Raw genomic sequence first — 25,622 nt, 5'->3', positions numbered from 1 at the left:
AAGGCGGCATAAACAACCGCATCAACGAGAGTCGTGGCCTGCAGGGAGGCTACGATGATCCGTCCGACACGGCGCGACGTGTTGCGTTATGGCGCCGCTGCCGCCGCGGCGTCTGCGCTGGCGGCGCCGGCGATTGCCGACGCTTGGCCCAGCAAGCCGATCAAGATCGTCTGCACCTATCCGCCGGGCGGCCTGACCGACGTCTTCTCGCGCGCCTACGGAGAGTACGTGTCGCAAAAGCTCGGCCAGTCGGTGGTGGTCGAGAACAAGACGGGCGCGGCGGGCGCGATCGGCGCCGAGCTTGTGAAGAATGCGCCCCCTGATGGCTACACGCTGATGTTCACCAACTCGACTACGATGGTTCAGAACAAGGTGCTGTTCAAGAAGTTGCCGTACGATCCAGACAAGGACTTCTCTCTGGTCGCATGGTTCAACACCGGGCACCTGCCGACCGCGGTCAACAAGGACATCCCGGTAAAGGACATCAAGGAGTTCGCTGCTTGGTGCAGGGACCGCAAGGTTTCGGCCGCGACCTACGGCGCCGGATCGTTCGCGCATGTCGTGGCCGAGACGCTCAACCGGAACCACGGCTTCAAGCTCGAGCCCGTCCACTACCGCGGCGAAGGCGTGATGTGGCAGGACGTGGCGGCGGGCAACGTGCAGACCGCGACCGGCAGCTACGCCTCGCAATTGCCCTTCCTTCAGCAGGGTACGGTCAAGGTGATTGCGGTGCCGACGCTCGAGCGCATGAGGAAGCTGCCCGATGTGCCCACCTTTTATGAGCAGGGCTTCACCGACAAGGCGTTCCAGGTGCGCGGCTGGGTTGGCTGCGCGGCGCCGGCCGGCACGCCTGAGGAGATCGTGAAGAAGCTTTCCGACCTCATGGTCGAGGGCGGCAAGACCGAGCGGGTGCTGAAGATCAACGACCAGTTCGGTATCGACGAAGGCGCGCGCGACCGCGTCTATTTCAGGAAGGTCCTCGACGAAGAAGGGCCGGTGGTGCTCGGGGTCATCAAGGGCCTGAACATCGAGCCGCAATGACTTCAGTAGACTGTCCGGGAGGAAAAATGATCATCCGTTCATCGCGGCGCGACATGCTGCGCCTTGGCATGGCGTCGGCCGCGGCCGCGTCCTTGTCGGCGCCGGCGATTGCCGAGACCTGGCCGAGCAAGCCGATCAAGATCGTCTGCGGCTATCCGGTCGGCGGGCTGACCGACATCTTCGCCCGCGCCTATGGCGAGGGCATCGCCCAGACGACCGGCCAGCCTGTGGTGGTCGAGAACAAGACGGGCGCTTCGGGCGCGATCGCGGCCGAGCAGGTGAAGGCAGCCCCCGCCGACGGCTACACGCTGATGTGGACCATCTCCACGACGCTGATCATGAACAAGGTCCTGTTCAAGAAGCTGCCCTACGATCCGGACAAGGATTTCGTGCCGATCTCCTGGATGGATGCCGGCCACTTGCCGACCATCCTGCACAAGAGCGTGCCGGCGGCGGGCCTGAGCGACTTCGCGCAATATGCACGCAACAACAAGGTTTCGCTCGGTACCTACGGTGCTGGTTCCTACAGCCATGTCGCGGTCGCCGCGCTCAATCGCCACTTCGGTCTCAACATGGAGGCGGTGCATTACCGTGGCGAGGGGCCGATGTGGGTCGATGTCGGCTCGGGCGCGATCCAGGGCGGCAGCGGCAGCGTCGCCGCGGCGTCCGGCGTGCTGCAGACAGGGAGTGGCCGGGCGATCGCTGTGCCGACCAAGGTCCGCATGAAGAAGCTGCCCGACGTGCCGACCTTTTTCGAGCAGGGCGTCACCGACGTCGCCTTCCAGGTGCGCGGCTGCATCGGGCTGGTGGGGCCGGTGGCGATGCCGAAGGAGATCGTCCTCAAGCTGTCCAGCATGATGGTGGAGCTCGGCAAGTCCGACCGCATCCAGAAAATCCTCACCACCTTCGGCATCGACATGGCGGCACAGGATCACGTTTACTTCGAGAGGTACCTTGCCGAGGAAGGGCCGGTCTGGATCGAGCTGGTCAAGGGCCTGAACATGGAGCCGCAGTAGCGAACAAATCGCGGGTCTTCGGGGCCGCTCGCCTGACAGTTCGATGAAGGCCGCGGCGGCCGTGTTAAATTGCGCTGCGGAAGGAAGAGGTGCGAAACCGAAATAATCAGCAAAAATGAATCTTCGCCGTGTGCACACGATTGCTTTCACGCGATCTTCGTCGGTGCTAAAGCAACTTCCAGTAGAAAATCGCTGAGTCAAGGAAAGAGAAAGTGGGGCCTGCAGTCGATGGCCTTGAATGTCTACGTCGGCTCACTGACAAGGTACTATGCAGGGGGCTGGGAAAGCGTCACCGACAGGACCGGGCGGGAGCGACGCTGGAAGGCCGAGGCCGGTCAGCCTCGCGCTGCCGGTGTGCCGAAGAAGGACCACGAGCGTATCCAGGCTTCGGTGTTGACATGGCGCCGGACGCTGGATTCGGCGCTTGCGCCGCATCTCACCGAGCCGTTGTCTTGGAATGAATCGCCGGAAGCGCCGTGGTTCACTGACTGGATGGGATGGGACGGCTTCGGCTCGCTGGTGCTGTGGGCAGCCTATGCCGAGCAGCCGACGTTGAGCCGGCCCGCCGTCTTGCCGAGGGACTGGGATGACGACGCCGCGCTGGTGCGCAGCAACGCCGACGGCTTCCACTCGCGCTTCTCCCACCTCGTGCGCAACGTCGAGCTTTGGCTGCCGACGACTCTCGACTTCACCTTCGAGGCCGAGGACGTCGACGGCCGGCGCGTCATCGTCGGCTCCTCGACGACGTTGCGCTGCCAGCTCGCCGAGCTCAATGCCGCGACTTGGAAGATGGACGAGGACGAAATGAGCGCGCTCGCCCGAGGGCGGCCGGAGGGCGATCCATCGTTCGAGGTCTCCGCGCGCCAGGCGATGGCGGTGCTGAGCGGGCTGGCGGGGCAAGCCGTGAAGCATCGCCTGCCGATGAAGCTCGACTACTGATCCCTCGCTGCATTTTCGGGCTGTTCCTTTTGTTTGCGAGGAGGCCCGCGATGGCGAGGCCGGTAAAGAAGCGCGACTTTTCGGTCCACGGCGTCCGCCGCTATCTCGAGCCCCGCCCGATCGTGCTCGTGTCGTCGAAATGGCGCGGTAGGACCAACAACATGACCTCGGGCTGGCACGTCGTCCTGGAGTTCACGCCGTCGCTGATCGGCCTGATGATCTCCAGCGGCAACCATAGTCACGACATGGTCCGGCGCAGCAAGGACATTGGATCGGCCGGCCAGGCGGCCAACACGCGCAACGCGTCGATGATATGATAAAATGAGCTCGCTGGCGCTGGCTCATCGACCCAGCTGCCGTCAGCGAGCAGCTTGTCGCGCCACAGTCCGGCGACCGGCGTGTTGAAATAGAGCGTCAGCGCCTTCGCCGCGGCGATTGCATCGGCCAAATACGGTTCGCGTTCGTCGCCGCTCGCCGCGCGCGCCAAAATGAGCGCCGCCTTCAGCCATTCGGTCTGCGACCACAGCCGTGCCTTGGCGTCGTTCACCGACAGGTCGTCGAGCAGCTCGAAAATGGCGACGCCCCGATTCGGGTCGATGCCGTGGTCGGCGCCGTAGCGGTAGAGGCGGCGGGCGATCCCGCGCACGTCCTCGCGGCCCCGCCGCAGCGCCCAGCGCTCGAGCAGCCCGGCCCATTCGAACTGATGGCCCGGCCACGCAAGCCGTCCCTGCAGGCCGGCGGCCGGCGCCCAGGTGGCGTCGAAATATTCGAGCAGCAGGCCGTTGGGCGTCATGAAGCGGGCGAGGCAGAGCTCGGCGATTTCATCGGCCAGCGCGCACCAGCGCGGATCGGGCGAAAGCTGCTCCCAGGCGAGTGCCGCCTCGAACAGGTGCATGTGCGGGTCGGACTGGAAGAACCGGTCGTCGGCGAAGCCGGTGTAGCCGCCCGCGGTGCCGCGTCGCTCGGTCGACAGCCGGTCGCGCACCGTGTCGGCGACCGGGGCCAGCGCCGGGTCGCCGGCGGTCGCCAGCGCCAGCAGCGCGAAGGCCTGCTCGTAGAGATGAGGTGTGGTGGGGGAGGGGCTGCCGTCGGCGCGCAGGGCATTGACGAACAGGCCGTCCGGCCGGCGATAGCGACCGACATAGTAATCGAGGCCATGCCGCACGGCCTCGCGCCACGGCCCGTTCCAGCCGAGCTCGCCGGCCACCGCGTAGGTGAAGATCTGCCGCGCCTGGACGCGGGCGCGGCGCTCGCCAAGGACTGGCTTGCCGGCGAGATCGATCGCCTCGTGGAAGCCGCCGCCGGTCTTGTCGGCGCCAACCTCCCACCAGATCGGCAGGGCGTCATTCAGTAGCCAGTTCAGAAGGCACTCACGCACGTGGGCGAGCTCGGACTCGACGTCAGTCATGACGCCAAGCTCGCGCACCGGCCGGCGCCGCGCAAGCCGGGGCGGCGTCACCGTTCGGCGTCGACCGCCTGCCATTCGCGGGTGATCTCGTCGAGCCTGGCCTTGAGGTCCTTGGGCAGCGCGCCCTGCTCGGCGGCCGCGGAGCCGTCGGCGAGCTGCTCGGGCTTGCTGGCGCAGATGATCGGCGCGGTGATCGCGGTGTTCGAGATCACCCAGCGCATCGCCATCGTTGCCATGGTCATGCCGGCGGCGGCACCTTGGCGCTGTGCTTGCCGGTCAGCATGGCGCCGGCCAGCGGATTGTACGGGATGACCGCGATGGGCGGAGTAGATGCGCTTTCAGCGTCATTTGTCGCCGACCTGGAAGTCGCCGGCCTGCGCGGGCGCGAGCGGCTTGAACAGCGTGCGATCGGGCTTGAGGTCGATCAGCGGCGTGCCGTCGAGGCAATCGAGTCCGCGCACCAGCAGGACCGAGCCCTGGACCTTCTCGAGCTGCACAATCGAGGTGCCGATCGGATTGGGCCTCACCGGTGTGCGCAGCGAGAACACCCCGCGCCCGTTGCCGTCGCTTTTCGGTGCCTGCAGCACCAGATCGCGCCGCGACTCATGCAGCCAGTAGAGCACCTCCAGCCGCTCGAACTCGGCGATGCTGTCGAGCCCCTTGTCCCACGGCGCGAACAGCTCGATGCGGCAGGTCGGCCCGTCGGGCCGGCCTTGACGCGGCGTGCTCAGCCGGTCGGTCCACGGCGTATGGATGCGGCCGATGAAATAGAGCTCGGCGTCGGTGCGCATCGGCAGCTCGACCTGCAACTCGCCCTGCCGGACCTCGTTCAACCGGACCATCGGCTGATCAGTCGTCGAGCCCGACCATCACGTCGGATGCCTTCGCGATCGCATGGGCCGTGTTGTGTGCGCGCTAATTTTCATGGCTGCACCTCGATTGCTGGCGTTATTCCTGTTGAACCATAGCGGCTACGAGACGGCCGACGCAATGCGCGCTCTCCACAAACGAAAACGCCCGCGATGGCGACCATCGCGGGCGACTCTATCGGTTGGGGCGTCGGCGTCTCAGGCGGACGGCGGCGGCACATCCGTGGCCGGCGGGCGGCCGCGGCGCTCGTTCATGAACTGGTCGAACTCGGCGCGGTCCTTGGCCGAGCGCAGCCGGTCGAGATAGTCGCGGAACTCGCGCTGCTCCTCGTCGAGCTTGCGCAGCGTCTCCTCGCGATATTCGTCGAAGGCGACGTTACCGCTCGAGCTGCTTCCCCACGGGCGGCTGCGGCCGCGCCAGGCGCGGAACTCCTCGCGGCTCCCGGCCTGCTGCGAGCGGCCGCAAGGGCCATTCTTCCACCAAGACATGCGTCCACTCCATTTCAGGTAGATCAGAAGAGCGAGGCCCACGGGCCAGAACACGATGAAACCCAGCACCACCAGGGCGATCCACGCGGCCTTGGGGATGTCGTCCAGTCTTTCCATCATCAGGCCGTAATTCACGGTGGCCTCCTTCTTGAGATGTTAACGATGTAAATGTTAACGACATTTACATTGGGTATCGCGCCGGGCGGAATCAAGCCCGCTCTGTGCATTTTTAGGCCTGTGCCGGAAAGCCCAACCCTTGCAGATAAATGAGCATCGCCGACTCCAGCAGTTCCTCGGCCGACATCGGCAGGCTGCGGCGGCCGGCGTCGCCGCGGCCGAACAAGGACGCGATGCCATGGGCCAGCGACCACACATGCAGGCTCATCATCAGCGCCGGCGGCCTTTTGCCGGCCGGCAACATCGCGACCAGCCCGTCGGCGGCGGTGCGCAGCACGCTGAAGGCGCGGTCTCCCGCCGCGCGCAGCTCGGGATTGATGTCGGGCGGCAGGCCCGATTCGAACATCGCGGCGTAGTAGGCGGGCTCGGCCCGTGCGAAGGCGAGATAGGCGCGGCCGACATTGTTGAAGGCGGTGAGCGCGTTGGGCTTGCCGTTCGCCCAGCCGGTCGTGAGCATCGCCTCGAAGCGCACGAAGCCCTCGCGCGCGACGTCCGCCAGCAGCGCCTCGCGGTCGCGGAAGTGGCGATAGGGCGCCGCGGGCGAGACGCCGGCCGAACGCGCGGCATCGGCGAAGGTGAAGCCCCCCGGGCCCTTCTCCTTGATCAGCTCGCGCGCTGCCTGGATCAGCGCCTCGCGCAGATTGCCGTGATGGTACGCGCCGTCGCGGGCGCGTTTTTTCCAACTCATGTTAAGGGCTTTTACATCAAAGCAGGAAGCGGCAATAGGCGAGGAACTCGATGGCTGCTTCCCGTGCTGCGGACGCTTGCGTCCGGGACAGCGTCACGCGGCGATGCCGTCCTCGTAGACATTCTTGAGGAAGGAGGAGTGCTCGACCGGTCGAGCTGAATCGATCGCCACCGTCTGGACATGCTGGCCGTATTCCATCATGAGGTCGAAGCCGACGTCCGACAGGACATTCCGGTCATCCCGGGTCGGTTTGCCGCGAAGAAAGACGGCGACATCCCAATCGGAGTCATCGCGCGCATCGCCGCGGGCCCGCGATCCGTAAAGCAGCACGCGCACGATGCGGCCGGGCAGAGCCTCTTCCGCGCGCCGCTTGGACTCGCGGATCAGGGTGAGATCGGGGCCAGCCATGATCGACGTTATAGCGCGTCCGTCGGCGTCTTGCAGGCGATAGCGGAGGAGCTGCCTATCGCGGCACCTCGCCCGTCAGGATCTCGTCGGTGACCTTGCCCGTGAGGACTTCCTCCTCGTCGAGCAGGCGCTTCTTCTTCCAGTCGCCCTTGGCGTAGACACCGATCGTGATCAGCGCGATGACCACGTTGGCGATCGGGAACGCCCACCAGATGCCCTCGACTCCAAGCGTCGTGTGCTTGGACAGCACGTAGGCGAGCGGGAACTGCAGCACCCATTGCGACACGAGCGTCAGCACCATGGTCATGACCATGTTGCCCGAGGCGCGCAGCACGCCGGTCAGCGCGAACTGCAGGCCGAGGAAGCCCCAGGCCGGCGCCACGATGCGGAGATACTCCGCCCCGGCAGCGATGACGGCCGGGTCGTCCGGCACGAAGAAGGCGACGATCGAAGCCGGGAAGAGGAAGACCGGCAGGCCGAGAACCGACAGGCTCACGAAGCCCAGCAGGCCGCCCAGCCGGCCGATTCGCGCCGCGCGCTCGATATCGCCGGCGCCGATGTTCTGCCCGACCAAGGTGGAGATTGCCATCGAAAGGCCCATCGCCGGGATGATGACCACGCCCACGACGTTGGAGCCGACGCCGTAGGCGGCGAGAGTCAGGGTGCCGAAGCTGGTGATCAGGAACGTCATCATCATCAGCCCGAGCGCGCGCGCCGACATCTCGATCGAGGCAGGGAAGCCCAGGAAGAAGGCGCGCTTCACATACCCCAGGTCGGGCACGAGGTCCGCCCGCCGCACATGGACGCCATGCATGCCGCGCCGCAGGATGACGACGCCGATGATCGCGGCGATGCCCTGGGTGATGAACGTGGCGATCGCCGCTCCCATCACGCCATAGGCCGGCACGGGACCCCATCCGAAGATCAGCAGCGGGTCGAGCCCGAAGTTCAGCACGACCGTCCCGCCCACGATCCAGACCGGCAGCGTCGCCCGGCCGAGCGAGCGCATGATCGCGTTGAAGACGAAGAAGGTGAAGTTGAACACCAGCCCGATGAACGACACGCGCATGAAGCCGAGCGCGCCGGCATAGACGTCGGGAGCGACCCCCATCAGCCTCAGCAGCGCGGGCGCCGTGAAATAACCGATCGCCCCCAGCACCAGCGAGGCGAGGACGACCATCAGGATGGTCTGGCCCGCGACGTGCCCCACCATCCGTTCGTTCCGCGCGCCGACGTATTGCGCGATCAGGGTCGAGCCGGCCATCGACAGCCCCGCGCCGACCGCGAACATCAGGAACATCACCGGGAAGCTGAGCGACACGGCGGCGATGGCGGCACCACCCAATCGCCCGACCCAGAAGGCATCGATGATCTGGTAGCCCGACTGCAGCACGTTCGCCGCCACGATGGGAATCGCCAAGGTCAGCAGCGAACGCAGGATCGGCCCCTCGAGGAGCTTGTTTTTGGGGGGCGTCACGCTATCGATATGGGACCGGAGGAAAGACATGCAACTTTGGACCACACAGGTGGCGTCGGCACGCGGCGCAGCACGCACCGCGCAGGAGACCGAGGCGGCCGGCTGGGACGGCCTGCTGGTGGTCGATTCACAGAATCTGTCGGGCGACCCCTACGTCTCGCTCGCGCTCGCCGCCGTGGCGACCAAGCGCATCGGCCTCGGCACCGGCGTCACCAACTCGGTCACGCGCCACGCCGCGGCGACGGCGACCGCGATCACCTCGGTCGATCGCATCTCCAACGGCCGCGCGGTGCTGGGCATCGGCCGCGGCGATTCGGCACTCGCCCATCTCGGCCGCGCGCCGGCCCGGCTCAAGCAGTTCGAACGCTACCTCGTGCAGCTCCAGGCCTATCTTGCCGGCGACAGCGTGCCGTTCGGCGAGATCGACATTCCGCCCGAATTCGCGCCGCCGATGTCGGAGCTGCATCTGCACGACGCACCGCCCGACAGCCGCATCGGCTGGATTGCCGAGGGCGTCAAGAAGGGCAACGCCAAGGTGCCCGTCGAGGTCGCGGCCAGCGGCCCCAAGGTGATCGCGATGTCGGCGCTGCATGCCGAGCGCGTGATGTTCACCGTGGGCGCCGACGTCGAGCGCCTGCAATGGGGCATCGAGCTGGCGAGGAAGACGCGGCGCGACGCCGGCCTTGATCCCGACGCGATCGCCTTCGGCGCCTACATCAACATGGGCTGCCATACCGATATCGAGAAGGCGCGCGGCCTGGTGCGCGGCGGCCTCACGACCTTCGCGCGCTTCTCGGTGATGCACGGCAAGGCGAACGGCCCGGTCTCGGCCAGGGACCGCGAGCAGCTAGAGACGCTGGTCACCAACTACGACATGAAGCAGCACACCCGCGCCGATTCGCGCCAAGCCGGCACCCTGGCCGACGACTTCGTCGACCGCTTCGCCGTCGTCGGCTCACCCGAGCGCTGCGTCGAGCGCCTGAAGTCGCTGGCCGCCCTCGGTCTCGACAAGGTCGCGATCAGCGGCGGCACCCGCGGCGCGTCGGCGGAGGATGCGGCGGTCAATCGCGACCTTGTCGCGAAGCACGTGCTGCCGGGTATGCATTAGTGCGGTTAGCGGGTGATGCGAGCGGAAGAGCTGCCCAGAACCTACGAACTCGTGGCGAGCTTGAAAGGTGCACCGAGATCGTACTTCAAGAACTTCGCCGCTTCGCTGCGGGATAACCCAATCAAGAAGAAGTACTTCGTAGACATTGAAGCGGAGCTGGCATCTCTGGACCCTGCCGCGTGGGATCATCTGAGAACGAAAGTCGGCCCACTCTTCTTGAAGAAAGAGAAGGTTCGGGGCTGGCAAGGGCCATTCAGCGAGCTGAATGAAGCCAAGGCCTATAATTACCTCGTCCGCTCTGGCTACACTTCGGTTGAATTCGTCCCGCGCAATTCGGACATCAAGACGCCTGATCTGCGCGCAAAGCTCGGCGGCGTTGACGTTCTGTGCGAAGCAAAGACCATCAATCGGTCGACACGCGCAATTGTCGCTCAGTTACAAAATCCTGTTAGCTCTGTCGCAATTTTGCTGAGCAAGGAATTTTTCCTGAAGATCGCATCGACGATAAGGCGCGCCGACCTACAGATGGCTGCATTCTCAATGGCAGTGGACATCAAGAGAATCGTCTACATTGTCATCAACTTCGACGACTGGTTGCACGAGTACGTCGATCGCTATCTGATCCAGATTCAGGAGCGGGAGAAGGAATTCGTTCTGCCGGGCTTGGAAATCGTCGTAGACGCGAAGCCGAAATTCTACTCGGCAAGTCCTCTTTCTGAAACGCCGCACATGCTCCGATTCACTTCCATTGTGCCCTGGCAGCCGCCAACCGCGCGCAACTAGCGCCAGATTTTCTTTCCGCCGCCCGGCAGCCCCAATGTGCTCCACATCGTATCGACTTTGTCGATGACGGCCTGGTCCATGCGAATCTGGCGGCCCCATTCGCGGTTGGTCTCGCCGGGCCATTTGTCCGTGGCGTCCAGCCCGATCTTCGAGCCGAGGCCGCTCACCGGGCTCGCGAAGTCGAGATAGTCGATCGGCGTGTTCTCGATCACGGTGATATCCCGCGCGGGGTCCATGCGGGTCGAGAGCGCCCACATCACGTCTTTCCAGTTGCGCGCGTCGATGTCGGCGTCCACCACGATCACCCATTTCGTGTACATGAACTGCCGCAGGTAGCTCCACACGCCCAGCATCACGCGCTTGGCGTGGCCTGCGTAGGCCTTCTTCATCGACACCACGGCGATGCGGTAGGAGCAGCCTTCCGGCGGCAGCCAGAAGTCGACGATCTCGGGGAACTGCTGCTGGAAGAGGGGGATGAACACCTCGTTGAGCGCCTCGCCCAGCACGCTGGGCTCGTCGGGCGGCCGGCCGGTGAAGGTCGAGAGGTAGATCGGCTTCCGGCGCATCGTGATCGCGCTGATCGTGAAGACCGGGAACTGCTCGACGCTGTTGTAGTAGCCGGTGTGGTCGCCGTAGGGGCCTTCGTCGCCGTAGTCGTCGAGGCTGACATGGCCCTCGAGCACGATCTCGGCCTCGGCCGGCACCTTGAGCGGCACCGTCTTGCACTCGACCAGCTCGACCTTCTTGCCGCGCAGCAGGCCGGCGAACTGATACTCGGACAGCGTGTCCGGCACCGGCGTCACGGCGGCGAGGATGGTGCCGGGATCGGCGCCGATCACGACCGCGGCGGGCAGCGGCTCGCGCTTGCCGGCGCCTTTCCAGCGCGCGTGATGCTGCGCGCCGCCGCGATGCTTCAGCCAGCGCATGAGCGTGGTGTTCCTGCCCGTGACCTGCAGGCGGTAGATGCCGAGATTGAAGCTGTCCTGCTTGTCGCCTTTCGGGTTGGGGCCCTGCGTCACGACCAGCGGCCAGGTGATCAGCGGCGCGGGCTCGCCCGGCCAGCAGGTCTGGATCGGCAGCTTGCCGAGATCGATGGCGTCGCCGGTCAGCACGATTTCCTGGCACGGTGCGCTGGAGACCGTGCGCGGCTTCATGGCCATGACGGTGCGCAGCATCGGCAGCATGTCGAGCGCCTCGCGCCAGCCGCCCGGGGGCTCGGGCTGGCGCAGGAAGGCCAGCGTCTCGCCGACGCCGCGCAACTGGTGCGGCTCGCGGTCCATGCCCCAGGCGACCCGCTCGACCGTGCCGAACAGGTTTACCAGCACCGGCATGTCGAAACCGGTGACGTTCTCGAACAGCACCGCCGGGCCTTTTTCCGCGAGAAGCCGCGTCTGGATCTCGGTCATCTCGAGCACCGGCGACACCGGTGCCTTGACGCGCACCAGCCGGCCCTCCCGTTCGAGGCGGGCCATGAAATCGCGGAGCGAGGCATAGGGCATGGTGTTGCTTAGACGCGCGGCATGTGGGAGGCAACGGCCACATGGACCTCAACTTCTCGCTCGCCGGCCTGCTGGGCCTCGCCCTCTACGCCGGCTGCATTTTCCACGCGATCAGGACCGGCCGGATCAATTACTGGCTGCTGATCCTGATTTTCCTGCCCGGCCTCGGCTCGATCGCCTACCTGCTGATCGAGGTGCTGCCCGAGATGCGCACCAGCCGTGCCGCGCGCCGGGCCGTCTCGGGGCTCGGCGAGGTGCTCGATCCCAACCGCGCGCTGCGCGAGGGCGAGGCCAATCTCGAGGTCCTCGACACCGCCGACAACCGGCGGCACCTCGCCGAGGAGCACATGAAGCGCGGGCGATGGGCCGAGGCGGAGGCGCTCTACCGGGCCGCGCTGGTCGGGCCGCTGGCGGACGATCCGGCGCTGCTGATCGGGCTGGCGAAGGCGCTCTCCGGCCGCGGCGATCACGCCGGTGCTGCGGAGGCGCTCGACAAGCTCTATCGCGACAGCCCCAACTACGAGTCGCGCGAAGCCCGCCTGATCCAGGCGCGCTCGCTCGAAGGCGCGGGTCGCCTGCAGGAGGCCGCCGAGGCCTGGCGCGCGCTGATCGGCTACGCGCCGGGGCCGGAGGCGCAGGTGCGCTACGGCCTGCTGATGAAGAAGGCGGGCGAGGCCGGGCGCGCGAAAGAGGCCTTCACCGAGGCCGTGCGCACCTACGGACGCGATCCCGGCAAGCTCGATCCGGCCGATCGCGAATGGCTCGCCCAAGCGCAGCGAAACCTGGCGTGATTCCCGCCGAATTCGAGGACCTGCTGAGCCGCGCCGGCAAGCGCGTGCTGGCCGGCACTCATCCTCTCTGCGGCGCGCTGGCCGATCCGAAGCGGCGCTTCCTCGCGGCCGACGATCTGCTCGACCGCGCGAAAGCCGGCAAGGTGCGTCGCGTGCTCGAGGAGGCGCTGACGCCGGTGCTCGAGCCGCTCGCCAAGCCGATCCCGCCGGAAACGATTTGGGAGATGCAGCGCGACTATGGCGAGCTGCTGCCCAAGACCAGCCGCAACAGCACGATCTTCTTCGACAGCCGGCGCGAGCCCGGCGTGAAGGCGGCGGAACGGATCGGCCTGGTGCGGATGATGCGCTCGGCCTCGTTCCGCGCCTTCGCCGAGGCGCTGGCCGGCCGCACGCTGCGGACGGGCTGGGGCCTGCAGGTGCTGCGCTACGGGCCGGGCGACTATGCCGGCCCGCACAACGACCATCACCCCGAGAACCCGGCGGCGGCGCGCGGCTATATCGACCTGCATCTTAGCCTGTGCACGCCGGGCGTGGCGCACCAGTGGCTGGTCTATAGCCGCGCCGGTCATTTCAGCGAGATCGTCTCGGTCGCCGCGCCCGCGACGGTTACCGCCTACCGGCTGCCATTCTGGCACTACACCACGCCGCTCGCCGGAACGGCGAAGGCGGCGCGCTGGGTCCTGCTCGGGACGTTCCTGTTTCGCGACTGAGGCAGGGGTCCGCCTAGTTGGTGGTCATGCCGACCGGCACGACGCTGATCGAGTTGCGCGGGCTGCCCTCGATGATGCGGTCGGTATAGACGAGATAGATCAGAGCCTTGCGCTTGGCATCCCAGAACCGGGTGACCTGGGTGGACTTGAAGATAAGGGAGGCGCGCGAACTGAATACCTCGTGCGGGCTCCGGATCTTGTCGAGCTTCTCGACGTCGACCGGCCCGACCTGACGGCAGGCGATCGAGGCCTCGCCCGGGTCCTCGGCGAGCCCGATCGCGCCCTTGATGCCGCCGGTGCGCGCGTGGCTCATGTAGCAGGTCACGCCCGGCACGTCGGGGTCGTCGAACGCCTCGACGACGATCTTGTCGTTCGGCCCCAGCCATTTGAAGCGATAGCCGACAGACCCGACGTCCTCGGCCCATGCCGGGGCGAATAGGGCGGGCAGGGCAATCAGCGAGAGCAGGACGGCAAGCAGGCCACGGCGCATGGACGGACTCCTTCGGGACAGGACATGGTGCGTACGGGATGCTGCGCCAAGGGCTCGGTCAGGCCGGGCGCGGACGGGTCGGACGCGTCGCCAGGAAGAGGCCGGGAAGGACGAGGGCGATCCCCAGCAGATGGTACCATTGCGGCCGCTCGCCCAGGGCGGCCCAGGCCATCACGGCGACATAGGGCGGCCCGAGATACATCGCCAGGCTGGTGCGCGACGGGCCGAGCTCGACGACGCAGAAGGCATAGGCCGCATAGGCGCCGATGCCCGGCACCAGCGCGATCACCAGCCAGGCCAGCCAGACCCGCATGTCGGCGAGGTCGGGCGGTCCCCACAGGATCGCCTCGCCGACGGTGAAGGGCAGCAGGATCAGCGAGCCCGCCAGCGAGAACAGGCAGAGCCGGGTGAGTGGATCGAAGCGACTCGGGCGATGACGCAGCAGCACCGAATAGAGGCCCCAGCTCGCCGAGCCCGCGGCGATCCAGAGATCGCCGGCGCCGAACTGCACGTCGAGCAGGTTCTCGACCCGGCCGCGCGTGAAGACCATGGCGACGCCCGTGAGGCAGAGCAGGATGCCCGCGACCCGTCCGGCGCTCAGCGGCTCCTTGTCGATCGCGCGGCCCAGCAGCACCACGAGGATCGGCGACGCGGCATAGATCAGCCCGATGTTGAGCGCCGTGCTGGTATGCGCGCCGATATAGACGAAGGCGCCGCAGATCCACATGCCGAGCGCGCCGAACAGCAGGATGTCGGGCCATTCGCGGCCGAGCGCGGAGGCATTGGTCCGCAGCCGCGGCCAGACGAACGGCAGCAGCAGGAGCGCGACCAGCAGCCAGCGTCCGAGCGCCAGGGCATTGGGCGGCACGAAGGTGGCGTAGCGCGCCGCGAGCATGTTGACCCCGAACAGCGCGGGCGAGAGCAGCAGCAGGAACCAGGCGAGACGACGACGCGGAGACACCGCAGAGCTGTCAGGCAGAGCCTCGAGCGCGCACGATCAGGGGACGCGCAGGCCTTCCGGCGGGACTTCGCCGCCGGCTTCCTTGCATGCGGCCTTGTAGGCCCTTTCGGAATTGAACGGGGCCATCTTTGGGAAATCCTTCAGCTTGCCGGGCCGGATCGCGCCTGTCGACGGCTCGACGATCATCAGCTTGCCGTCGCGGCCGAGCAGCGGGATCTCGCGCTTCCAGCGCGAGAAGACGCGGCGTGCGGAGGCTGAGAATTCGACGTAGGTCTGGAACTCGCTTGGGTCCTTAGCGAAGATCGCCTCGTAGGTGGCGAGGAACTGATCGATGAAGGTGCGCTCGACGATCTCGAGGTTGGAGATCATCCAGCAGCGGTCCTCGAACATCCAGTAGGTGCCGATTCCCACGAGCTCCTTCTGGCGGGTCAGGTAGGGATAGAACGGGAAGCCCCGGCAGGTGAGCGTCCGGTTGTTGCGTTCGCAGAACGCGACGCCCTTGCACTCGATCGCCATGCAGTCGTGCGTCAGCTCTTCGACGATCTGCCGGGTCGGATAATCGTAGGGCTTGAACTTCGACCATATGTCGGTGCGGCCCTTCAGGAACTCGAACTCCGCCTTGTAGGCGACCACCACCGCATTATCCGCCGAGCAGCAGAGCGCCGTGCCGTTGTTCAGCGGCGCGCATTTCCGGCCGCAATCGTAGCGCGACACGGGTGCATCGAAACCTTCGTAGAGAGCGGCAAAATCGGCCGGCTCCAGCGCCGGTTTCGGATTCTTCGGGGCCATGCGCAAGCTGTACTCCGAAAGCTCTGTTAAAGAACAGTCAAGGAATGCCGCCCAGACGTTATTTTAGTCCGCGAGCGGCAGAACCTTCCAGACGACCGTCTCGCGCATGCCGCGATTTTCGAGCTGCAGGGAGGTCGGGATCTCGTAGCGTGCGAGTTCCTCGAGTCCCTGTGCGGAGAAATAGTTGCGCCCCGGGTCGCCGAGCAGCACCAGCCGCCCGGCATTGGCGTGGCTGCGTAGCCAGGCCAGGGCGCGGACCGACATCTCGCGCTCGTAGCAGACATCGCCTGCGATCACGACGTCGGCGGCAGGCGCGTGGTCGGGGTTGGCGAGCCAGTCGTCGGAGCTGACCTCGAACTCAAGTCCGTTCGCCTCGGCATTCAGCCGTGCGGCGACCAGCGAGAGCAAATCGATGTCGTTGGCGGTCACCGCGGCCGCGCCGCTGTGGGACGCCGCCATCGAGGACACGCCCGAGCCCGCCGCGAAGTCGATCACGCGCTTGCCCCGCACCGTGTCGGGATTGTCGAGCAGATAGCGCGCAATCGCCTGGCCGCCGGGCCAGCAGAAGGCCCAGAAGGGAGGATCGATATTCTGCTGCTCCATCCAGGCTTCGGTCGCCTGCCAGATCGGCACATACTCGGTGGCGAGCCATAGCCTGAACTCCGGCACCATGGCCGGGCGTTCGAGGGCGAGGTTGGCGCGGACGAATCCTTCCGGGTCCGCTGGCAGGCGCGCCATCAGAGAAGATGCGCCGCGACGATTGCCGCGGTAAGCAGCAGGCCGACTTGGGCGTTCGACTTGAACTTTGCCTGGCAGTCGGCCGGGTTGTCGGGCTTGACGAAGATGATCTGCCAGGCGAAGTGCAGCGCGATCGCGGCCAGGCCTGCGTAATAGATCGGCTGCAGATGCGCGAGGAGGCCGGCAAGCATCCAGCACAGCACGGTCACGCTGGCGAACAGCGCCAGCCACCGCCGTGGCTTGTCGCCGAAGCGGCGCGCGGTCGAGCGCACGCCGATGATCGAATCGTCGCGCTGGTCCTGCATGGCGTAGATCGTGTCGTAGACCAGCGTCCAGGCGACGCCGCCCCAGTAGAGCGCGATCGTCGCCCACGAGAGCGTGCCGGTCACCGCTGCGTAGCCGACCAGCGCCCCCCAGTTGAAGGCGAGGCCAAGCACCGCCTGGGGCCAGGAGGTGAAGCGTTTCATCGTCGGATAGATCGCGACGATCGCCACCGAAAGCAGCGCCACGCCGCCTGCGAACTTGTTCAGCTTGAACAGGATCGCCACGCCGACCAGCGACTGCAGGGCCATCCAGATCACCGCGTCGCGCAGCTTGACCTCACCGGCCGGCAGCGGCCGGCTGCGCGTGCGCTCGACCCGAGCATCGATCTTGCGGTCGACGATATCGTTCCAGGTGCAGCCCGCACCGCGCATGGCGAGCGCACCGATGGCGAACAGCGCCATCCAGCCGATCAGGTTGCCCCAATTCTGGCCGCTGCCCAGCGCCGCCGACCACCAGCAGGGCAGCATCAGCAGCCAGGTGCCGATCGGCCGGTCCCAGCGCGCGAGCCGGCCGTAGGGCCGCGCCCACGCCGGCAAATAGCGCAGCGTCCAATGCTGGCTGTCGATGTCGGTGAAGCCCGTGGTTGTCGGCCCGGTCGTCATCACGGCATCATGGGCGCATGAGCGCTATGCGTCTATTCGTCGAAGCCGATCTGTCCGCAGGGAATGAGGCCGCGCTCAACGAGGCGCAGGCCCATTACTTGCGCCATGTCATGCGGCGGGAGGAGGGCGCGGACCTGCTGCTGTTCAATGGCCGCGACGGCGAATGGCAGGCGCGGCTGTCGTTGCGCGGCAAGAAGGCGGCCGTCGCCGAGGTCGGCGAGAGGACGCGCGAACAGGCTGCCGAGCCTGATGTCTGGCTGTGCTTTGCGCCGGTCAAGCGGGCGCGAATCGACTACATCGCCGAGAAGGCGACCGAGCTTGGCGTCGCGGTGCTGCAGCCGGTGATCACCCGGCATACCAATGTCGAGCGCGTCAATGTCGAGCGACTGCGCGCCAATGCCGTGGAAGCGGCGGAACAGACCGAGCGGCTGTTGGTGCCCGAGGTGAGAGCGCCTATCGATCTCATGCGGTTGCTGGCCGACTGGCCGCCGGAGCGCCGGCTGCTGATGTGCGACGAGACCGGCGGCGGGCCGCCGATTGGCGAGGCGTTGGGCGGACTAGACGAGGCGGCGCGTGCCGCGCCCTGGGCGATCGTGATCGGGCCCGAAGGCGGCTTTGCCGAAATCGAGCTGTCGGCACTTCGTCGCATGAAGGATGTCATGGCTGTCGGGCTCGGTCCGCGCATCCTGCGGGCCGACACCGCGGCGCTGGCGGCGCTGGCCTGCTGGCAGAGCATCGTGGGTGACTGGCGGAGGCCGACGCCGAGATTACCGAGCGATTACCGCACATCGCGTGGCGCCGTTTAGAGCCTTGCGTCCGCCCCTGCCGATATGGGACAGGGGACTCCGAACATCATGAACCAGCCGCAGGCTCGCGTGAGGAAAGCTCATGTGACCGCGCCGCCGCGCACTCTCACAGCGCGTGGTGATCAGGGAGCACCAACGCATGTCCGCACCACCATCGGGCGGCGGCACGCCGATCGAAAATCGGCGGCAGCTGATCGAGTATTTTGCTGCCGGCAACAAGCCCCGCGCCGCCTGGCGCCTGGGCACCGAGCACGAGAAGTTCGGCTTCGACAAGAAGACGCTCAAGCCTTTGCCCTATGACGGCGAGCGCGGCGTGCGCGCCATGCTCGACGGGATGACCCGCTTCGGCTGGGAGCCGGTGACCGAAGGCAACAATACGATTGCGCTGCTGCGCGGCAAGGCCAGCATCACGCTCGAACCGGGTGGTCAGTTCGAGCTGTCGGGCGCGCCGCTCGAGACGGTGCACGAGACGGCGGAGGAGAATGCCCAGCACCTGCGCGAGGTCAAGGAAGTCGCGAACGAGATCGGCGCAGGGTACATCGGGCTGGGCTTCGCGCCGGAATGGAAGCGCGAGGACATCCACTGGATGCCCAAGGGCCGCTACAAGATCATGCGCGAGTACATGCCGAAGAAGGGGAAGCTCGGCCTCGACATGATGCTGCGGACCTGTACCGTGCAGACCAATCTCGACTTCGAGTCCGAAGCCGACATGGTCAAGAAATTCCGCGTCTCGCTCGCCCTGCAGCCGCTGGCGACCGCCTTGTTCGCCAATTCGCCCTTCGTCGAGGGCAAGCCCGTCCCCTACAAGAGCTATCGCAGCCACATCTGGACCGATACCGATCCCGACCGATGCGGCATGCTGCCGTTCGTCTTCGAGGACGGCTTCGGTTTCGAGCGCTATGCCGACTATATGCTCGGCGTGCCGATGTACTTCGTCTATCGCGACGGCAAGTACATCGATGCCTCGGGCCAGGACTTCAAGGATTTCCTGAAGGGCAGGCTCCCGGCACGGCCGGGCGAGCTGCCGTCGATCAACGACTGGGCCGATCACATCACCACGGCGTTCCCCGAGGTCCGGCTCAAGCGCTACATCGAGATGCGCGGCGCCGACTCGGGGCCCTATCCGGCACTGAACGCGTTGCCCGCGCTATGGGTCGGCCTGCTGTACGACCAGACCGCACTCGACGCGGCATGGGACCTGGTGAAGGACTGGACGGTCGAGGACCACGACTATCTGCGCAGCCATACGCCGCGCGCCGGTCTTGCCACCAGGTTTCAGGGCCGGCCGCTGTCGGACCTCGGGCGCGAGGTGGTCGAGATTGCCCATGCCGGCCTGCGCGCGCGCAATCGGCTCGATGCGCACGGCAACGACGAGACGATCTACCTGGCGCCGCTCGACCGGGCGGTGGCGAGCGGGCTCGCGCTTGCCGACGAGTTGCTGGAGAAATGGCGGGGCGAATGGGGTGGCGCCTTCGCGCCGCTGTTCCGCGACTACGCCTATTGAGCTAGGGTGCGGTCCATGCTCGACCGCTGCGACCGCGTCCAGATTGCCGTGCACGACGCCGCCAAGGCGGCGCAGCGCTATCGCCGGCTGCTGGGCTGCGAGACCGCGCGCCACGACCACAGCCGCCGTCTCGGCGCGAAGCGCACCATCCTCGCGGTTGGCGAGAGCGAGTTCGAGTTGTGCGAGCCCGACGGCGGAGGGGTGACGCAGGAGTTCCTGGCCAGGCGCGGCGAAGGGCTGATGACGGCGGGGTATTGCACCGCCGACCTCGACGGCATGGTGAAGCGCTGGGAGGGTCTCGGTATCCCCTACGAGCTCGATGGCGAGCAGCTCTATCTCGGCCCCGACGTCACCTTCGGGCTGCCGATCGTGATCTCGCAGAGCACCTACCGCAAACGAGTCGGGCCGGTGTCGTTCCTGTACGAGACGACCAACACGCTGATCAGCGACTGGCGCCGGGTGGCCGCCGTCTATGCCGGGTTGTTCGGGCTCGACCCGTCGCGCTTCAGCGCGATCGGCAGCGAGCGCTTCGGCTACATCGGCACACTCACCCTTTTCGACCCGCCCAACCGGCTCGACCGCATCGAATTGAGCCAGGTCACCGACAACGTCCATCCCATGGGCCGTTTTGCCCACAAGCACGGCGACTCGCTCTACATGTGCTACGTCGAGGTGCACGACTGGCCCGACCTGCGCGGGCGGCTGCTGGAAGCGAATGCGCGGTACACGCCGCGCGGCAGCGATCCGGTAACGGAGCCCGACGGTGGTTGGGTACATCCCAGGGAACTGCATGGCCTGCTGCTCGGCGTCTCGCGCACCGGCGTGGCGTGGGAGTGGTCGGGCCGAGAGGATCTGGTGCCGGCTGCATGATTTTCATCAATCGCCGTTTGGTTCTTCTTTCGTTGATGGCAGTGCCGTTGAGTGCACGGGCGCAAGCCGACGAGTGGCAGACCGTCGTGGCGCCAGACCTGCGCTTCCGGCTCGAGATGCCGGCGCCTGCGGCCAAATCCACTGCCGAAGAGAAGGAGAAGGGCCACGCCGGAGTGCGCGTCGCTTGGGAGTCCAAGCGGGGCGAGCAGATCTTCAACTTCGACTACGTCGACTACGAGCCCGGCTGGTTTTCGAGCCGCGACGGCAAGGTGATGGCCAAGGAGCTCGGCCGGGGCGATGCGGAAAAAGCGTTTCCCAAGCCCAAGTACAAGTATCTGCGCGACGAGCCGATCACCCTGCAGGGCTGGGACGGCTACGCACTCGACATCGAGGGCGAGGCTGGCGCTGGCGTGATGATGCGCACCTACATCGTCAAGGACCGGCTGTTTCGCCTGCTCGTGACCGTGGGCGACGAGAGCAGCAAGGCGGCGGCCAATCGCTTCCTCGATTCGTTGAAGCTGGCGGAAACGAAGCCGTAGGAACTCAAGGCCGGGACCGCGCCACTCCGTGGCGCTCATGGTCATGACGATGAGCGCCACGGAGTGGCGCGGTCCCAGCTAAGGCTTGATCAGCCGGTACACCTTCGCCGCCGTGCCGCTGTACAGCGCCGTCTTCTCCGCGGCCGAAGCGTTCCTCGTCAGGTGCTTGAACGCGTTCCACAGCTCGGTGTAGCCGCACGACTGCTTGTCGGGCGGGAAATTGCTCTCGAACATGCAGCGGTCGACGCCGAATGCCTCGATGCAGGGCTCGATATAAGGCCGCCAGGTTTCCGCGAGCTTCTCCGACGAGGGCGGCGCATCCTCGAACTCGAAGCCGAAGCCGAACGAGGTCATGCCGAGCCCACCGAGCTTCATGTGCACGTTCGGGCACTTGGCCAGCTCGGCAATGCTCTTCTTCCAGACCGGCATCACCTCTGCGGTCTTCCCGGCGTACTGGCCGATGCCCAGCATGCCGCCGACATGGTCGCAAATGATCGTCGTGTCGGGGAAGGCGCGCGCGAGATCGACCAGGTCGGGCAACTGGGGATGGAAATGCCACGAGTCGAACGTCAGCCCCATCTTGCCCAGCACCGCGAAGCCCTCGCGCAGCTTGGGATCGAGCAACCGGTGCGCCGGCATGGTGCGCGACACGAACTTGCCGGCGATGCCTTCGTCGTAGGAGGTCCCGTAGCGCACGCCGCGGAAGCGGCCACCGCCGGCGGCGATCTCCGCCTCGAGCACCTCGCGCACCTTCGTGCCGAGCATGAGGTCGGCCCAGCCGATGATGCCTTCGCAGACGCGCGTCTTGCCGTACTGCCCCGATGCGCTCTGCGCGGCCTGGCCGGCGACGAACTCGACCTCGCCGACCGGCTTAAGCTCGTCCGGTCCGCCCGCGCGGAACATCGACTGGCACTCGAGGAACACGGTCGAGACGATGTTGTGCCCGCCGCCCCCCTTACCGCCACTGAGATCGGCCATCAGCTCGGGCAGGAAATAAAGCCCACGCGTCGGCGTGTGCCAAAGATGATGATGCGGATCGATAATCGGCAACTCGGGCTCGAGCGCCGTTTCCGTTGGCCGCTTGGCAAGCCACGCGGCGAGGTCGGCGTTATTGCGATAAGCGAGCCCGCGATATTCCCTGGCAGCCATCTTTTCCTCCCGCACTTTGCGTGCGCGCCCGCTACGATAGCGGAACAGGGAAGTGGGGATCATGCGTATTTGCGTATACGGAGCGGGCTCGATCGGCGGCAATTTCGCTACGCGCCTCGCCGCGGCAGGCAATGAGGTTTCCGTCGTCGTGCGCGGCGCCCATCTCGAGGCGATCCGCGCCAACGGCCTGACCTTGCTCACTGGCGACCGGAAGATCGTGATGCCGGTAAAGGCGAGCGACAAGCCGGCCGATCTCGGGCCGCAGGACGCCGTGCTGGTGACCATGAAGTCGTCGGGCCAACACGTGCTGCCCGACACGATTGGTCCGCTGCTCGGCGCCGATACGATGGTCGCATTTGTGCAGAACGGCATTCCCTGGTGGTACGGCCATGGGCTCGGTGCGCGGCCCGCGGCACCCGACCTGTCGCGGCTCGATCCGGGCGGTGTGCTCGCCCGCACGATCGGGCTGGAGCGCACCGTGGGCGCGGTGGTGACGTCGTCGAACCACGTGATGGCGCCCGGCGTGGTGCGCAACATCTCGCCCGAGCGCAATACGCTGTGGGTCGCCGAGACCGACGACCGCCAGAGCCGGCGCATCCGCGCGTTGCGCCAGACGTTGATCGCGGCAGGGATCGCCTCGCCGGCGACGACCGACATCCGCTACGACATCTGGCACAAGCTGATGGCCAATCTCTGCGGCTCGGCGCTGTGCCTCATCCTGCGCGAGGCCACGACGGTCCTTGGCGACCCGACGATCAATCCGCTGGCCCGCCGCGCGCATGAAGAGGCGCTGGCGATCGCGGCGGCGCACGGCGTGGTGCTCGACGACAGTCCCGAGCAGCGCTTCGGACCTCACCGGGTCTATCCCGACCATCGTCCGTCGATCCTGCAGGATTACGAGCTTGGCCGGCCGATGGAGATCGAATCGATCGTGCGTGCGCCCGTCGCTTTCGGTCGCGCGGCGGGTATCGCGACACCGACGCTCGACGCCATCGAGGCGATCTGCGTGCGGCTCGGCGCGGCCAAGGGTCTGTACATGCCCTGATTTCTTCATCACAGTCCGAATGAATCGCGTAAGCGTGAGGGCGTAACCGAGGAGGTGATTCGAGAGTCCAATAGAGTTCGGGAGGAAATGATGAAGACCCAAAGAGGTCGCTTTGCCTTGCTTGCCGCCATGGCGGCTGTTGCGTTCGCGGGCCCGGCATCGGCCCAGAAGTCCGGTGGAATCCTCAAGATCCAGCACATGGACAATCCGCCGAGTGCGTCGATCCACGAGGAATCGACCGTGTCCGTCGCGGTGCCTTTCATGTCGGTCTACAACAACCTTGTCATGTTCGATCAGCACGTTCCCAAGACCAGCCTCGCGTCGATCGTGCCTGACCTTGCGACCAAGTGGGAATGGAAGGACGGAGGTAAGGCGCTGGTCTTCACCTTGCGCGAGGGCGTGAAGTGGCATGATGGCAAGCCGTTCAGCGCCAAGGACGTTGCGTGCACGTTCGACCTCGTGCTCGACGGCGAGAGCAAGCTTCGACGCAATCCGCGCTCCTCCTGGTACACCAACGTCGAGAAGGTGACGGCCGACTCGGACACCCAGGCGACGTTCCATCTCAAGCAGCCCCAGCCCTCGCTGCTCGCGCTGCTCGCCGCGGGCTACACGCCAATCTACGCCTGTCACGTGCCGGTCGCGGATTATCGCCGCAAGCCGATCGGCACCGGGCCATTCAAGCTCGCCGAGTTCAAGATGAACGAGAGCATCAAGCTGGTGAAGAACCCCGACTACTGGAAGAAGGGCCTGCCATACCTCGACGGCATCGAGTTCAGCATCATCCCCGACCGCTCGACGCGAATGCTGGCCTTCGTCAGCGGCAAGTTCGACATGACCTTCCCGACGGACGTTTCGATTCCACTGCTCAAGAACGTCAAGGCCGACGCGCCGAAAGCTCAATGCACGATGCGCGGCACCGGCGTCAGCCGCAACCTGATCGTCAACAAGGACGCGCCGCCGTTTGACAATCCCAAAATCCGTAAGGCGCTGGCGCTGACCCTCGACCGCAAGGCTTTCATCGACATTCTCGACGAGGGTGACGGCAAGCCGAGCGGCGTCATGATGCCGACGCCGGACGGCGTCTGGGGCATGCCGGACGAGATGGTGAAGGAGCTGCCGGGCTACGGCGACGTCGCAAAAGCGCGCGAGGAGGCGCGCAAGCTGATGCAGGAGGTCGGCTACGGGCCCGACAAGCGGCTCAAGATCAAGGTCAGCACACGGAACATCGCCACCTTCCGCGACCCTGCGGTGATCCTGATCGACCAGCTCAAGCAGGTCTATGTCGATGGCGAGCTCGAGGTGATCGACACGCCTGTCTACTACAACCGCGTCTTCAAGAAGGACTACGTGGTAGCGCTAAATCTCAGCGGGCTCGCCGTCGACGATCCCGACGTGGCCTTCTTCGAGACTTATGGCTGCGAGTCGCTGCGCAACTACAACGGATACTGCAATCCGGCAATGACCAAGCTGTTCGAGGCGCAGTCGCGCGAGTTCGATCAGGAGAAACGCCTCAAGATGGTCTGGGACATCGACCGCAAGCTGCAGGAGGAGTTCGCCAAGCCGATCATCTCGTATGGCCGCGCCGCCGGCTGCTGGCAGCCGCAGGTCAAGAACGTGACCTTCCACACCAACAGCATCTACAACAACTGGCGCTTCGAGGACGTCTGGCTGGATCGGTGATTCACATCCAGCGCATCTAGTGTTTCACCGCCGATACAGGCGCGTACCGAACGATACAAAGCACCACCTTTGGGCGCTTGCCGGGTGGTGCGGCGCGCGCTTTTCTCCCTCCGCCTCAAGAGCCGAGGCTGGTGGTGACGATGCGATCGATGAACGTGCTCATGATGTTGGTGTCGCTAGGGCTGCCAGCTATGGCCCTGGCGCAGGCGGGAATCGTCGAGTGGGTGGACATCGATTGCGCGCAATCCCGGATCGGGCCGACCGACGGCCTGCGCTGTCGGGCGACGGACAAGCTGACGAAGGATGCCCTGTCGACCGGCGAAGGCCTCTACCGCTTCTGGAGTGCCTCGGGCAGCATCGAGCAGACGAAATACTACTACTATGTCGCGGAAGCGCTCAGCGCCGAGGCGACGCTCGTCGCCAAGCAGGACTTGCCCGACGCCGTTCGCGGGCGTAGCCCGCAGGGTCGGGGTAGCGCCAACATGTCCGATGTCCGACAGCGGCAGGATGCCGCCGTCGTGTCGTTCGAGAGTGCGGCAAAAGAATCGTGCATCGGCATCCGCAAGACCGGCCCGGGCAATGGCCAGAGCGTCAAGTGGATCCTCTATGCGACGCGTTGCGTGCCGCCGGGCCAACCGGTTACCGACGGCGACATCGCCGCCTTCGTGCGCCAGGCCCGGATTCGGGAGTAGTCACGCGCTTCCAGACGGCGAGCGTGACCT

Annotated in this window: 29 protein-coding genes; 15 read left to right on the top strand and 14 right to left on the bottom strand. The window is 66.1% G+C overall.

The genetic code is table 11. The features are described from left to right. Nucleotides 1-54 precede the first annotated feature (54 nt). From ACQY8M_RS35230 to ACQY8M_RS35215, 4 genes are all read left to right on the top strand, one after another. Nucleotides 55-1,041: a Bug family tripartite tricarboxylate transporter substrate binding protein gene (locus ACQY8M_RS35230; RefSeq protein WP_428666495.1), complete on the top strand. Its 987-nt coding sequence runs from the start codon at nucleotides 55-57 to the stop codon at nucleotides 1,039-1,041. A gap of 26 nt (nucleotides 1,042-1,067) precedes the next feature. Next, nucleotides 1,068-2,057, top strand: a complete 990-nt coding sequence (locus ACQY8M_RS35225; protein WP_428666492.1) for a Bug family tripartite tricarboxylate transporter substrate binding protein — start codon at nucleotides 1,068-1,070, stop codon at nucleotides 2,055-2,057. A 228-nt stretch (nucleotides 2,058-2,285) separates the two neighbouring features. Next, the gene (locus ACQY8M_RS35220; protein ID WP_428666490.1) at nucleotides 2,286-2,996 is read left to right on the top strand and encodes a hypothetical protein; all 711 of its coding nucleotides are present in this window, start codon (nucleotides 2,286-2,288) and stop codon (nucleotides 2,994-2,996) included. 50 nt (nucleotides 2,997-3,046) lie between these two features. Next, nucleotides 3,047-3,313, top strand: coding sequence for a flavin reductase (locus ACQY8M_RS35215; RefSeq protein WP_428666487.1), 267 nt, complete (start codon nucleotides 3,047-3,049; stop codon nucleotides 3,311-3,313). On the opposite strand, the gene ACQY8M_RS35210 is transcribed toward ACQY8M_RS35215, so the two are convergent. The 7 genes from ACQY8M_RS35210 to ACQY8M_RS35180 form a co-directional block, all read right to left on the bottom strand. Further along, nucleotides 3,235-4,404: an AGE family epimerase/isomerase gene (locus ACQY8M_RS35210; protein WP_428666484.1), complete on the bottom strand. Its 1,170-nt coding sequence runs from the start codon at nucleotides 4,402-4,404 to the stop codon at nucleotides 3,235-3,237. The genes ACQY8M_RS35215 and ACQY8M_RS35210 overlap by 79 nt on opposite strands. Nucleotides 4,405-4,451: 47 nt before the next feature. After that, nucleotides 4,452-4,646 (bottom strand): aldo/keto reductase, encoded by a 195-nt coding sequence (locus ACQY8M_RS35205; RefSeq protein ID WP_428666482.1) that lies wholly within the window; start codon nucleotides 4,644-4,646, stop codon nucleotides 4,452-4,454. Between the two features lie 102 nt (nucleotides 4,647-4,748). Beyond that, nucleotides 4,749-5,246 (bottom strand): tRNA (N6-threonylcarbamoyladenosine(37)-N6)-methyltransferase TrmO, encoded by a 498-nt coding sequence (gene tsaA / locus ACQY8M_RS35200; protein WP_428666480.1) that lies wholly within the window; start codon nucleotides 5,244-5,246, stop codon nucleotides 4,749-4,751. A 225-nt stretch (nucleotides 5,247-5,471) separates the two neighbouring features. Then, the gene (locus ACQY8M_RS35195) at nucleotides 5,472-5,882 is read right to left on the bottom strand and encodes a DUF2852 domain-containing protein (RefSeq protein WP_428675580.1); all 411 of its coding nucleotides are present in this window, start codon (nucleotides 5,880-5,882) and stop codon (nucleotides 5,472-5,474) included. A gap of 109 nt (nucleotides 5,883-5,991) precedes the next feature. Next, nucleotides 5,992-6,627 carry a TetR/AcrR family transcriptional regulator gene (locus ACQY8M_RS35190; RefSeq protein ID WP_428666478.1) on the bottom strand — a complete coding sequence of 212 codons (636 nt, stop codon included), beginning with the start codon at nucleotides 6,625-6,627 and terminating at the stop codon, nucleotides 5,992-5,994. Between the two features lie 93 nt (nucleotides 6,628-6,720). Further along, nucleotides 6,721-7,035: a nucleotidyltransferase family protein gene (locus ACQY8M_RS35185; RefSeq protein ID WP_428666475.1), complete on the bottom strand. Its 315-nt coding sequence runs from the start codon at nucleotides 7,033-7,035 to the stop codon at nucleotides 6,721-6,723. A 55-nt stretch (nucleotides 7,036-7,090) separates the two neighbouring features. Then, the gene (locus ACQY8M_RS35180) at nucleotides 7,091-8,512 is read right to left on the bottom strand and encodes an MATE family efflux transporter (protein ID WP_428666472.1); all 1,422 of its coding nucleotides are present in this window, start codon (nucleotides 8,510-8,512) and stop codon (nucleotides 7,091-7,093) included. Between the two features lie 28 nt (nucleotides 8,513-8,540). Here ACQY8M_RS35180 and ACQY8M_RS35175 point away from each other — a divergent pair, with 28 nt between their 5' ends. Together ACQY8M_RS35175 and ACQY8M_RS35170 are read left to right on the top strand one after the other, a co-directional pair. Then, nucleotides 8,541-9,620 (top strand): LLM class flavin-dependent oxidoreductase, encoded by a 1,080-nt coding sequence (locus tag ACQY8M_RS35175; RefSeq protein ID WP_428666470.1) that lies wholly within the window; start codon nucleotides 8,541-8,543, stop codon nucleotides 9,618-9,620. A 12-nt stretch (nucleotides 9,621-9,632) separates the two neighbouring features. Then, the gene (locus ACQY8M_RS35170; RefSeq protein WP_428666467.1) at nucleotides 9,633-10,403 is read left to right on the top strand and encodes a hypothetical protein; all 771 of its coding nucleotides are present in this window, start codon (nucleotides 9,633-9,635) and stop codon (nucleotides 10,401-10,403) included. Here the strand turns inward: ACQY8M_RS35170 and ACQY8M_RS35165 are convergent. Beyond that, a complete protein-coding gene (locus tag ACQY8M_RS35165; protein ID WP_428666464.1) occupies nucleotides 10,400-11,902 on the bottom strand; it encodes a UbiD family decarboxylase in 1,503 nt (500 codons plus the stop codon). The two genes, ACQY8M_RS35170 and ACQY8M_RS35165, sit on opposite strands and share 4 nt — an antisense overlap. Nucleotides 11,903-11,943: 41 nt before the next feature. Here ACQY8M_RS35165 and ACQY8M_RS35160 point away from each other — a divergent pair, with 41 nt between their 5' ends. Then, nucleotides 11,944-12,693, top strand: a complete 750-nt coding sequence (locus ACQY8M_RS35160; protein ID WP_428666461.1) for a tetratricopeptide repeat protein — start codon at nucleotides 11,944-11,946, stop codon at nucleotides 12,691-12,693. Then, a complete protein-coding gene (locus ACQY8M_RS35155; RefSeq protein ID WP_428666458.1) occupies nucleotides 12,690-13,403 on the top strand; it encodes a hypothetical protein in 714 nt (237 codons plus the stop codon). Before ACQY8M_RS35160 ends, ACQY8M_RS35155 begins: the two co-directional genes overlap by 4 nt. A gap of 13 nt (nucleotides 13,404-13,416) precedes the next feature. Here ACQY8M_RS35155 and ACQY8M_RS35150 read toward each other — a convergent pair whose 3' ends face one another. From ACQY8M_RS35150 to ubiA, 5 genes are all read right to left on the bottom strand, one after another. Continuing rightward, on the bottom strand, nucleotides 13,417-13,893 hold the full coding sequence (locus ACQY8M_RS35150; RefSeq protein ID WP_428666455.1) for a CreA family protein: 477 nt from the start codon (nucleotides 13,891-13,893) through the stop codon (nucleotides 13,417-13,419). A 58-nt stretch (nucleotides 13,894-13,951) separates the two neighbouring features. Then, complete coding sequence (locus tag ACQY8M_RS35145) at nucleotides 13,952-14,854, bottom strand: DMT family transporter (RefSeq protein WP_428666452.1); 903 nt, start codon at nucleotides 14,852-14,854, stop codon at nucleotides 13,952-13,954. Between the two features lie 36 nt (nucleotides 14,855-14,890). After that, nucleotides 14,891-15,643: a hypothetical protein gene (locus ACQY8M_RS35140; RefSeq protein WP_428666450.1), complete on the bottom strand. Its 753-nt coding sequence runs from the start codon at nucleotides 15,641-15,643 to the stop codon at nucleotides 14,891-14,893. 63 nt (nucleotides 15,644-15,706) lie between these two features. Then, nucleotides 15,707-16,381: a class I SAM-dependent methyltransferase gene (locus ACQY8M_RS35135; protein ID WP_428666447.1), complete on the bottom strand. Its 675-nt coding sequence runs from the start codon at nucleotides 16,379-16,381 to the stop codon at nucleotides 15,707-15,709. Then, nucleotides 16,381-17,307: a 4-hydroxybenzoate octaprenyltransferase gene (ubiA, locus tag ACQY8M_RS35130; protein WP_428666444.1), complete on the bottom strand. Its 927-nt coding sequence runs from the start codon at nucleotides 17,305-17,307 to the stop codon at nucleotides 16,381-16,383. The genes ACQY8M_RS35135 and ubiA overlap by 1 nt, the downstream gene beginning before the upstream one ends. 17 nt (nucleotides 17,308-17,324) lie before the next feature. Here ubiA and ACQY8M_RS35125 point away from each other — a divergent pair, with 17 nt between their 5' ends. From ACQY8M_RS35125 to ACQY8M_RS35110, 4 genes are all read left to right on the top strand, one after another. Further along, entirely contained in the window at nucleotides 17,325-18,113 is a 789-nt protein-coding gene (locus tag ACQY8M_RS35125; RefSeq protein ID WP_428666441.1) for a 16S rRNA (uracil(1498)-N(3))-methyltransferase, read from the top strand. Nucleotides 18,114-18,252: 139 nt separating this feature from the next. Beyond that, nucleotides 18,253-19,617 carry a glutamate--cysteine ligase gene (locus ACQY8M_RS35120; RefSeq protein WP_428666438.1) on the top strand — a complete coding sequence of 455 codons (1,365 nt, stop codon included), beginning with the start codon at nucleotides 18,253-18,255 and terminating at the stop codon, nucleotides 19,615-19,617. A 15-nt stretch (nucleotides 19,618-19,632) separates the two neighbouring features. Then, nucleotides 19,633-20,487: a VOC family protein gene (locus ACQY8M_RS35115; RefSeq protein WP_428666435.1), complete on the top strand. Its 855-nt coding sequence runs from the start codon at nucleotides 19,633-19,635 to the stop codon at nucleotides 20,485-20,487. Then, nucleotides 20,484-21,026 carry a hypothetical protein gene (locus ACQY8M_RS35110; RefSeq protein ID WP_428666432.1) on the top strand — a complete coding sequence of 181 codons (543 nt, stop codon included), beginning with the start codon at nucleotides 20,484-20,486 and terminating at the stop codon, nucleotides 21,024-21,026. Before ACQY8M_RS35115 ends, ACQY8M_RS35110 begins: the two co-directional genes overlap by 4 nt. Nucleotides 21,027-21,104: 78 nt before the next feature. Here ACQY8M_RS35110 and ACQY8M_RS35105 read toward each other — a convergent pair whose 3' ends face one another. Beyond that, on the bottom strand, nucleotides 21,105-22,175 hold the full coding sequence (locus ACQY8M_RS35105) for an amidohydrolase family protein (protein ID WP_428666429.1): 1,071 nt from the start codon (nucleotides 22,173-22,175) through the stop codon (nucleotides 21,105-21,107). Nucleotides 22,176-22,236: 61 nt separating this feature from the next. On the opposite strand from ACQY8M_RS35105, the gene ACQY8M_RS35100 reads away from it, so the two are divergent. The 3 genes from ACQY8M_RS35100 (at nucleotide 22,237) to ACQY8M_RS35090 (ending at nucleotide 25,592) form a co-directional block, all read left to right on the top strand. Beyond that, on the top strand, nucleotides 22,237-23,220 hold the full coding sequence (locus ACQY8M_RS35100; protein WP_428666427.1) for a ketopantoate reductase family protein: 984 nt from the start codon (nucleotides 22,237-22,239) through the stop codon (nucleotides 23,218-23,220). Nucleotides 23,221-23,310: 90 nt separating this feature from the next. Beyond that, nucleotides 23,311-24,900: an ABC transporter substrate-binding protein gene (locus ACQY8M_RS35095; protein WP_428666424.1), complete on the top strand. Its 1,590-nt coding sequence runs from the start codon at nucleotides 23,311-23,313 to the stop codon at nucleotides 24,898-24,900. Between the two features lie 149 nt (nucleotides 24,901-25,049). Then, nucleotides 25,050-25,592 (top strand): hypothetical protein, encoded by a 543-nt coding sequence (locus ACQY8M_RS35090; RefSeq protein ID WP_428666421.1) that lies wholly within the window; start codon nucleotides 25,050-25,052, stop codon nucleotides 25,590-25,592. Nucleotides 25,593-25,622: the final 30 nt, after the last annotated feature.

The sequence above is a fragment of the Reyranella sp. genome, from assembly GCF_965279465.1.
Classification (GTDB): domain Bacteria; phylum Pseudomonadota; class Alphaproteobacteria; order Reyranellales; family Reyranellaceae; genus Reyranella.
The sequence above is the reverse complement of the archived record's forward strand: the minus strand, read 5'-3'. Positions and strand labels throughout refer to the sequence as shown.

What these genes read in the sequence shown, in the direction of transcription:
- ACQY8M_RS35165 (WP_428666464.1), bottom strand. Translation starts at nt 11,902, where the DNA reads ATGCCCTATGCCTCGCTCCGCGATTTCATGGCCCGCCTCGAACGGGAG.
- ACQY8M_RS35125 (WP_428666441.1), top strand. Translation starts at nt 17,325, where the DNA reads ATGAGCGCTATGCGTCTATTCGTCGAAGCCGATCTGTCCGCAGGGAAT.
- ACQY8M_RS35210 (WP_428666484.1), bottom strand. Translation starts at nt 4,404, where the DNA reads ATGACTGACGTCGAGTCCGAGCTCGCCCACGTGCGTGAGTGCCTTCTG.
- ACQY8M_RS35110 (WP_428666432.1), top strand. Translation starts at nt 20,484, where the DNA reads ATGATTTTCATCAATCGCCGTTTGGTTCTTCTTTCGTTGATGGCAGTG.
- ACQY8M_RS35185 (WP_428666475.1), bottom strand. Translation starts at nt 7,035, where the DNA reads ATGGCTGGCCCCGATCTCACCCTGATCCGCGAGTCCAAGCGGCGCGCG.
- ACQY8M_RS35220 (WP_428666490.1), top strand. Translation starts at nt 2,286, where the DNA reads ATGGCCTTGAATGTCTACGTCGGCTCACTGACAAGGTACTATGCAGGG.
- ACQY8M_RS35115 (WP_428666435.1), top strand. Translation starts at nt 19,633, where the DNA reads ATGCTCGACCGCTGCGACCGCGTCCAGATTGCCGTGCACGACGCCGCC.
- ACQY8M_RS35215 (WP_428666487.1), top strand. Translation starts at nt 3,047, where the DNA reads ATGGCGAGGCCGGTAAAGAAGCGCGACTTTTCGGTCCACGGCGTCCGC.
- ACQY8M_RS35140 (WP_428666450.1), bottom strand. Translation starts at nt 15,643, where the DNA reads ATGGCCCCGAAGAATCCGAAACCGGCGCTGGAGCCGGCCGATTTTGCC.
- ACQY8M_RS35175 (WP_428666470.1), top strand. Translation starts at nt 8,541, where the DNA reads ATGCAACTTTGGACCACACAGGTGGCGTCGGCACGCGGCGCAGCACGC.
- tsaA (WP_428666480.1), bottom strand. Translation starts at nt 5,246, where the DNA reads ATGGTCCGGTTGAACGAGGTCCGGCAGGGCGAGTTGCAGGTCGAGCTG.
- ACQY8M_RS35205 (WP_428666482.1), bottom strand. Translation starts at nt 4,646, where the DNA reads ATGACCATGGCAACGATGGCGATGCGCTGGGTGATCTCGAACACCGCG.
- ubiA (WP_428666444.1), bottom strand. Translation starts at nt 17,307, where the DNA reads ATGACGACCGGGCCGACAACCACGGGCTTCACCGACATCGACAGCCAG.
- ACQY8M_RS35190 (WP_428666478.1), bottom strand. Translation starts at nt 6,627, where the DNA reads ATGAGTTGGAAAAAACGCGCCCGCGACGGCGCGTACCATCACGGCAAT.
- ACQY8M_RS35105 (WP_428666429.1), bottom strand. Translation starts at nt 22,175, where the DNA reads ATGGCTGCCAGGGAATATCGCGGGCTCGCTTATCGCAATAACGCCGAC.
- ACQY8M_RS35160 (WP_428666461.1), top strand. Translation starts at nt 11,944, where the DNA reads ATGGACCTCAACTTCTCGCTCGCCGGCCTGCTGGGCCTCGCCCTCTAC.
- ACQY8M_RS35150 (WP_428666455.1), bottom strand. Translation starts at nt 13,893, where the DNA reads ATGCGCCGTGGCCTGCTTGCCGTCCTGCTCTCGCTGATTGCCCTGCCC.
- ACQY8M_RS35095 (WP_428666424.1), top strand. Translation starts at nt 23,311, where the DNA reads ATGAAGACCCAAAGAGGTCGCTTTGCCTTGCTTGCCGCCATGGCGGCT.
- ACQY8M_RS35120 (WP_428666438.1), top strand. Translation starts at nt 18,253, where the DNA reads ATGTCCGCACCACCATCGGGCGGCGGCACGCCGATCGAAAATCGGCGG.
- ACQY8M_RS35230 (WP_428666495.1), top strand. Translation starts at nt 55, where the DNA reads ATGATCCGTCCGACACGGCGCGACGTGTTGCGTTATGGCGCCGCTGCC.
- ACQY8M_RS35100 (WP_428666427.1), top strand. Translation starts at nt 22,237, where the DNA reads ATGCGTATTTGCGTATACGGAGCGGGCTCGATCGGCGGCAATTTCGCT.
- ACQY8M_RS35135 (WP_428666447.1), bottom strand. Translation starts at nt 16,381, where the DNA reads ATGGCGCGCCTGCCAGCGGACCCGGAAGGATTCGTCCGCGCCAACCTC.
- ACQY8M_RS35225 (WP_428666492.1), top strand. Translation starts at nt 1,068, where the DNA reads ATGATCATCCGTTCATCGCGGCGCGACATGCTGCGCCTTGGCATGGCG.
- ACQY8M_RS35195 (WP_428675580.1), bottom strand. Translation starts at nt 5,882, where the DNA reads ATGATGGAAAGACTGGACGACATCCCCAAGGCCGCGTGGATCGCCCTG.
- ACQY8M_RS35090 (WP_428666421.1), top strand. Translation starts at nt 25,050, where the DNA reads ATGAACGTGCTCATGATGTTGGTGTCGCTAGGGCTGCCAGCTATGGCC.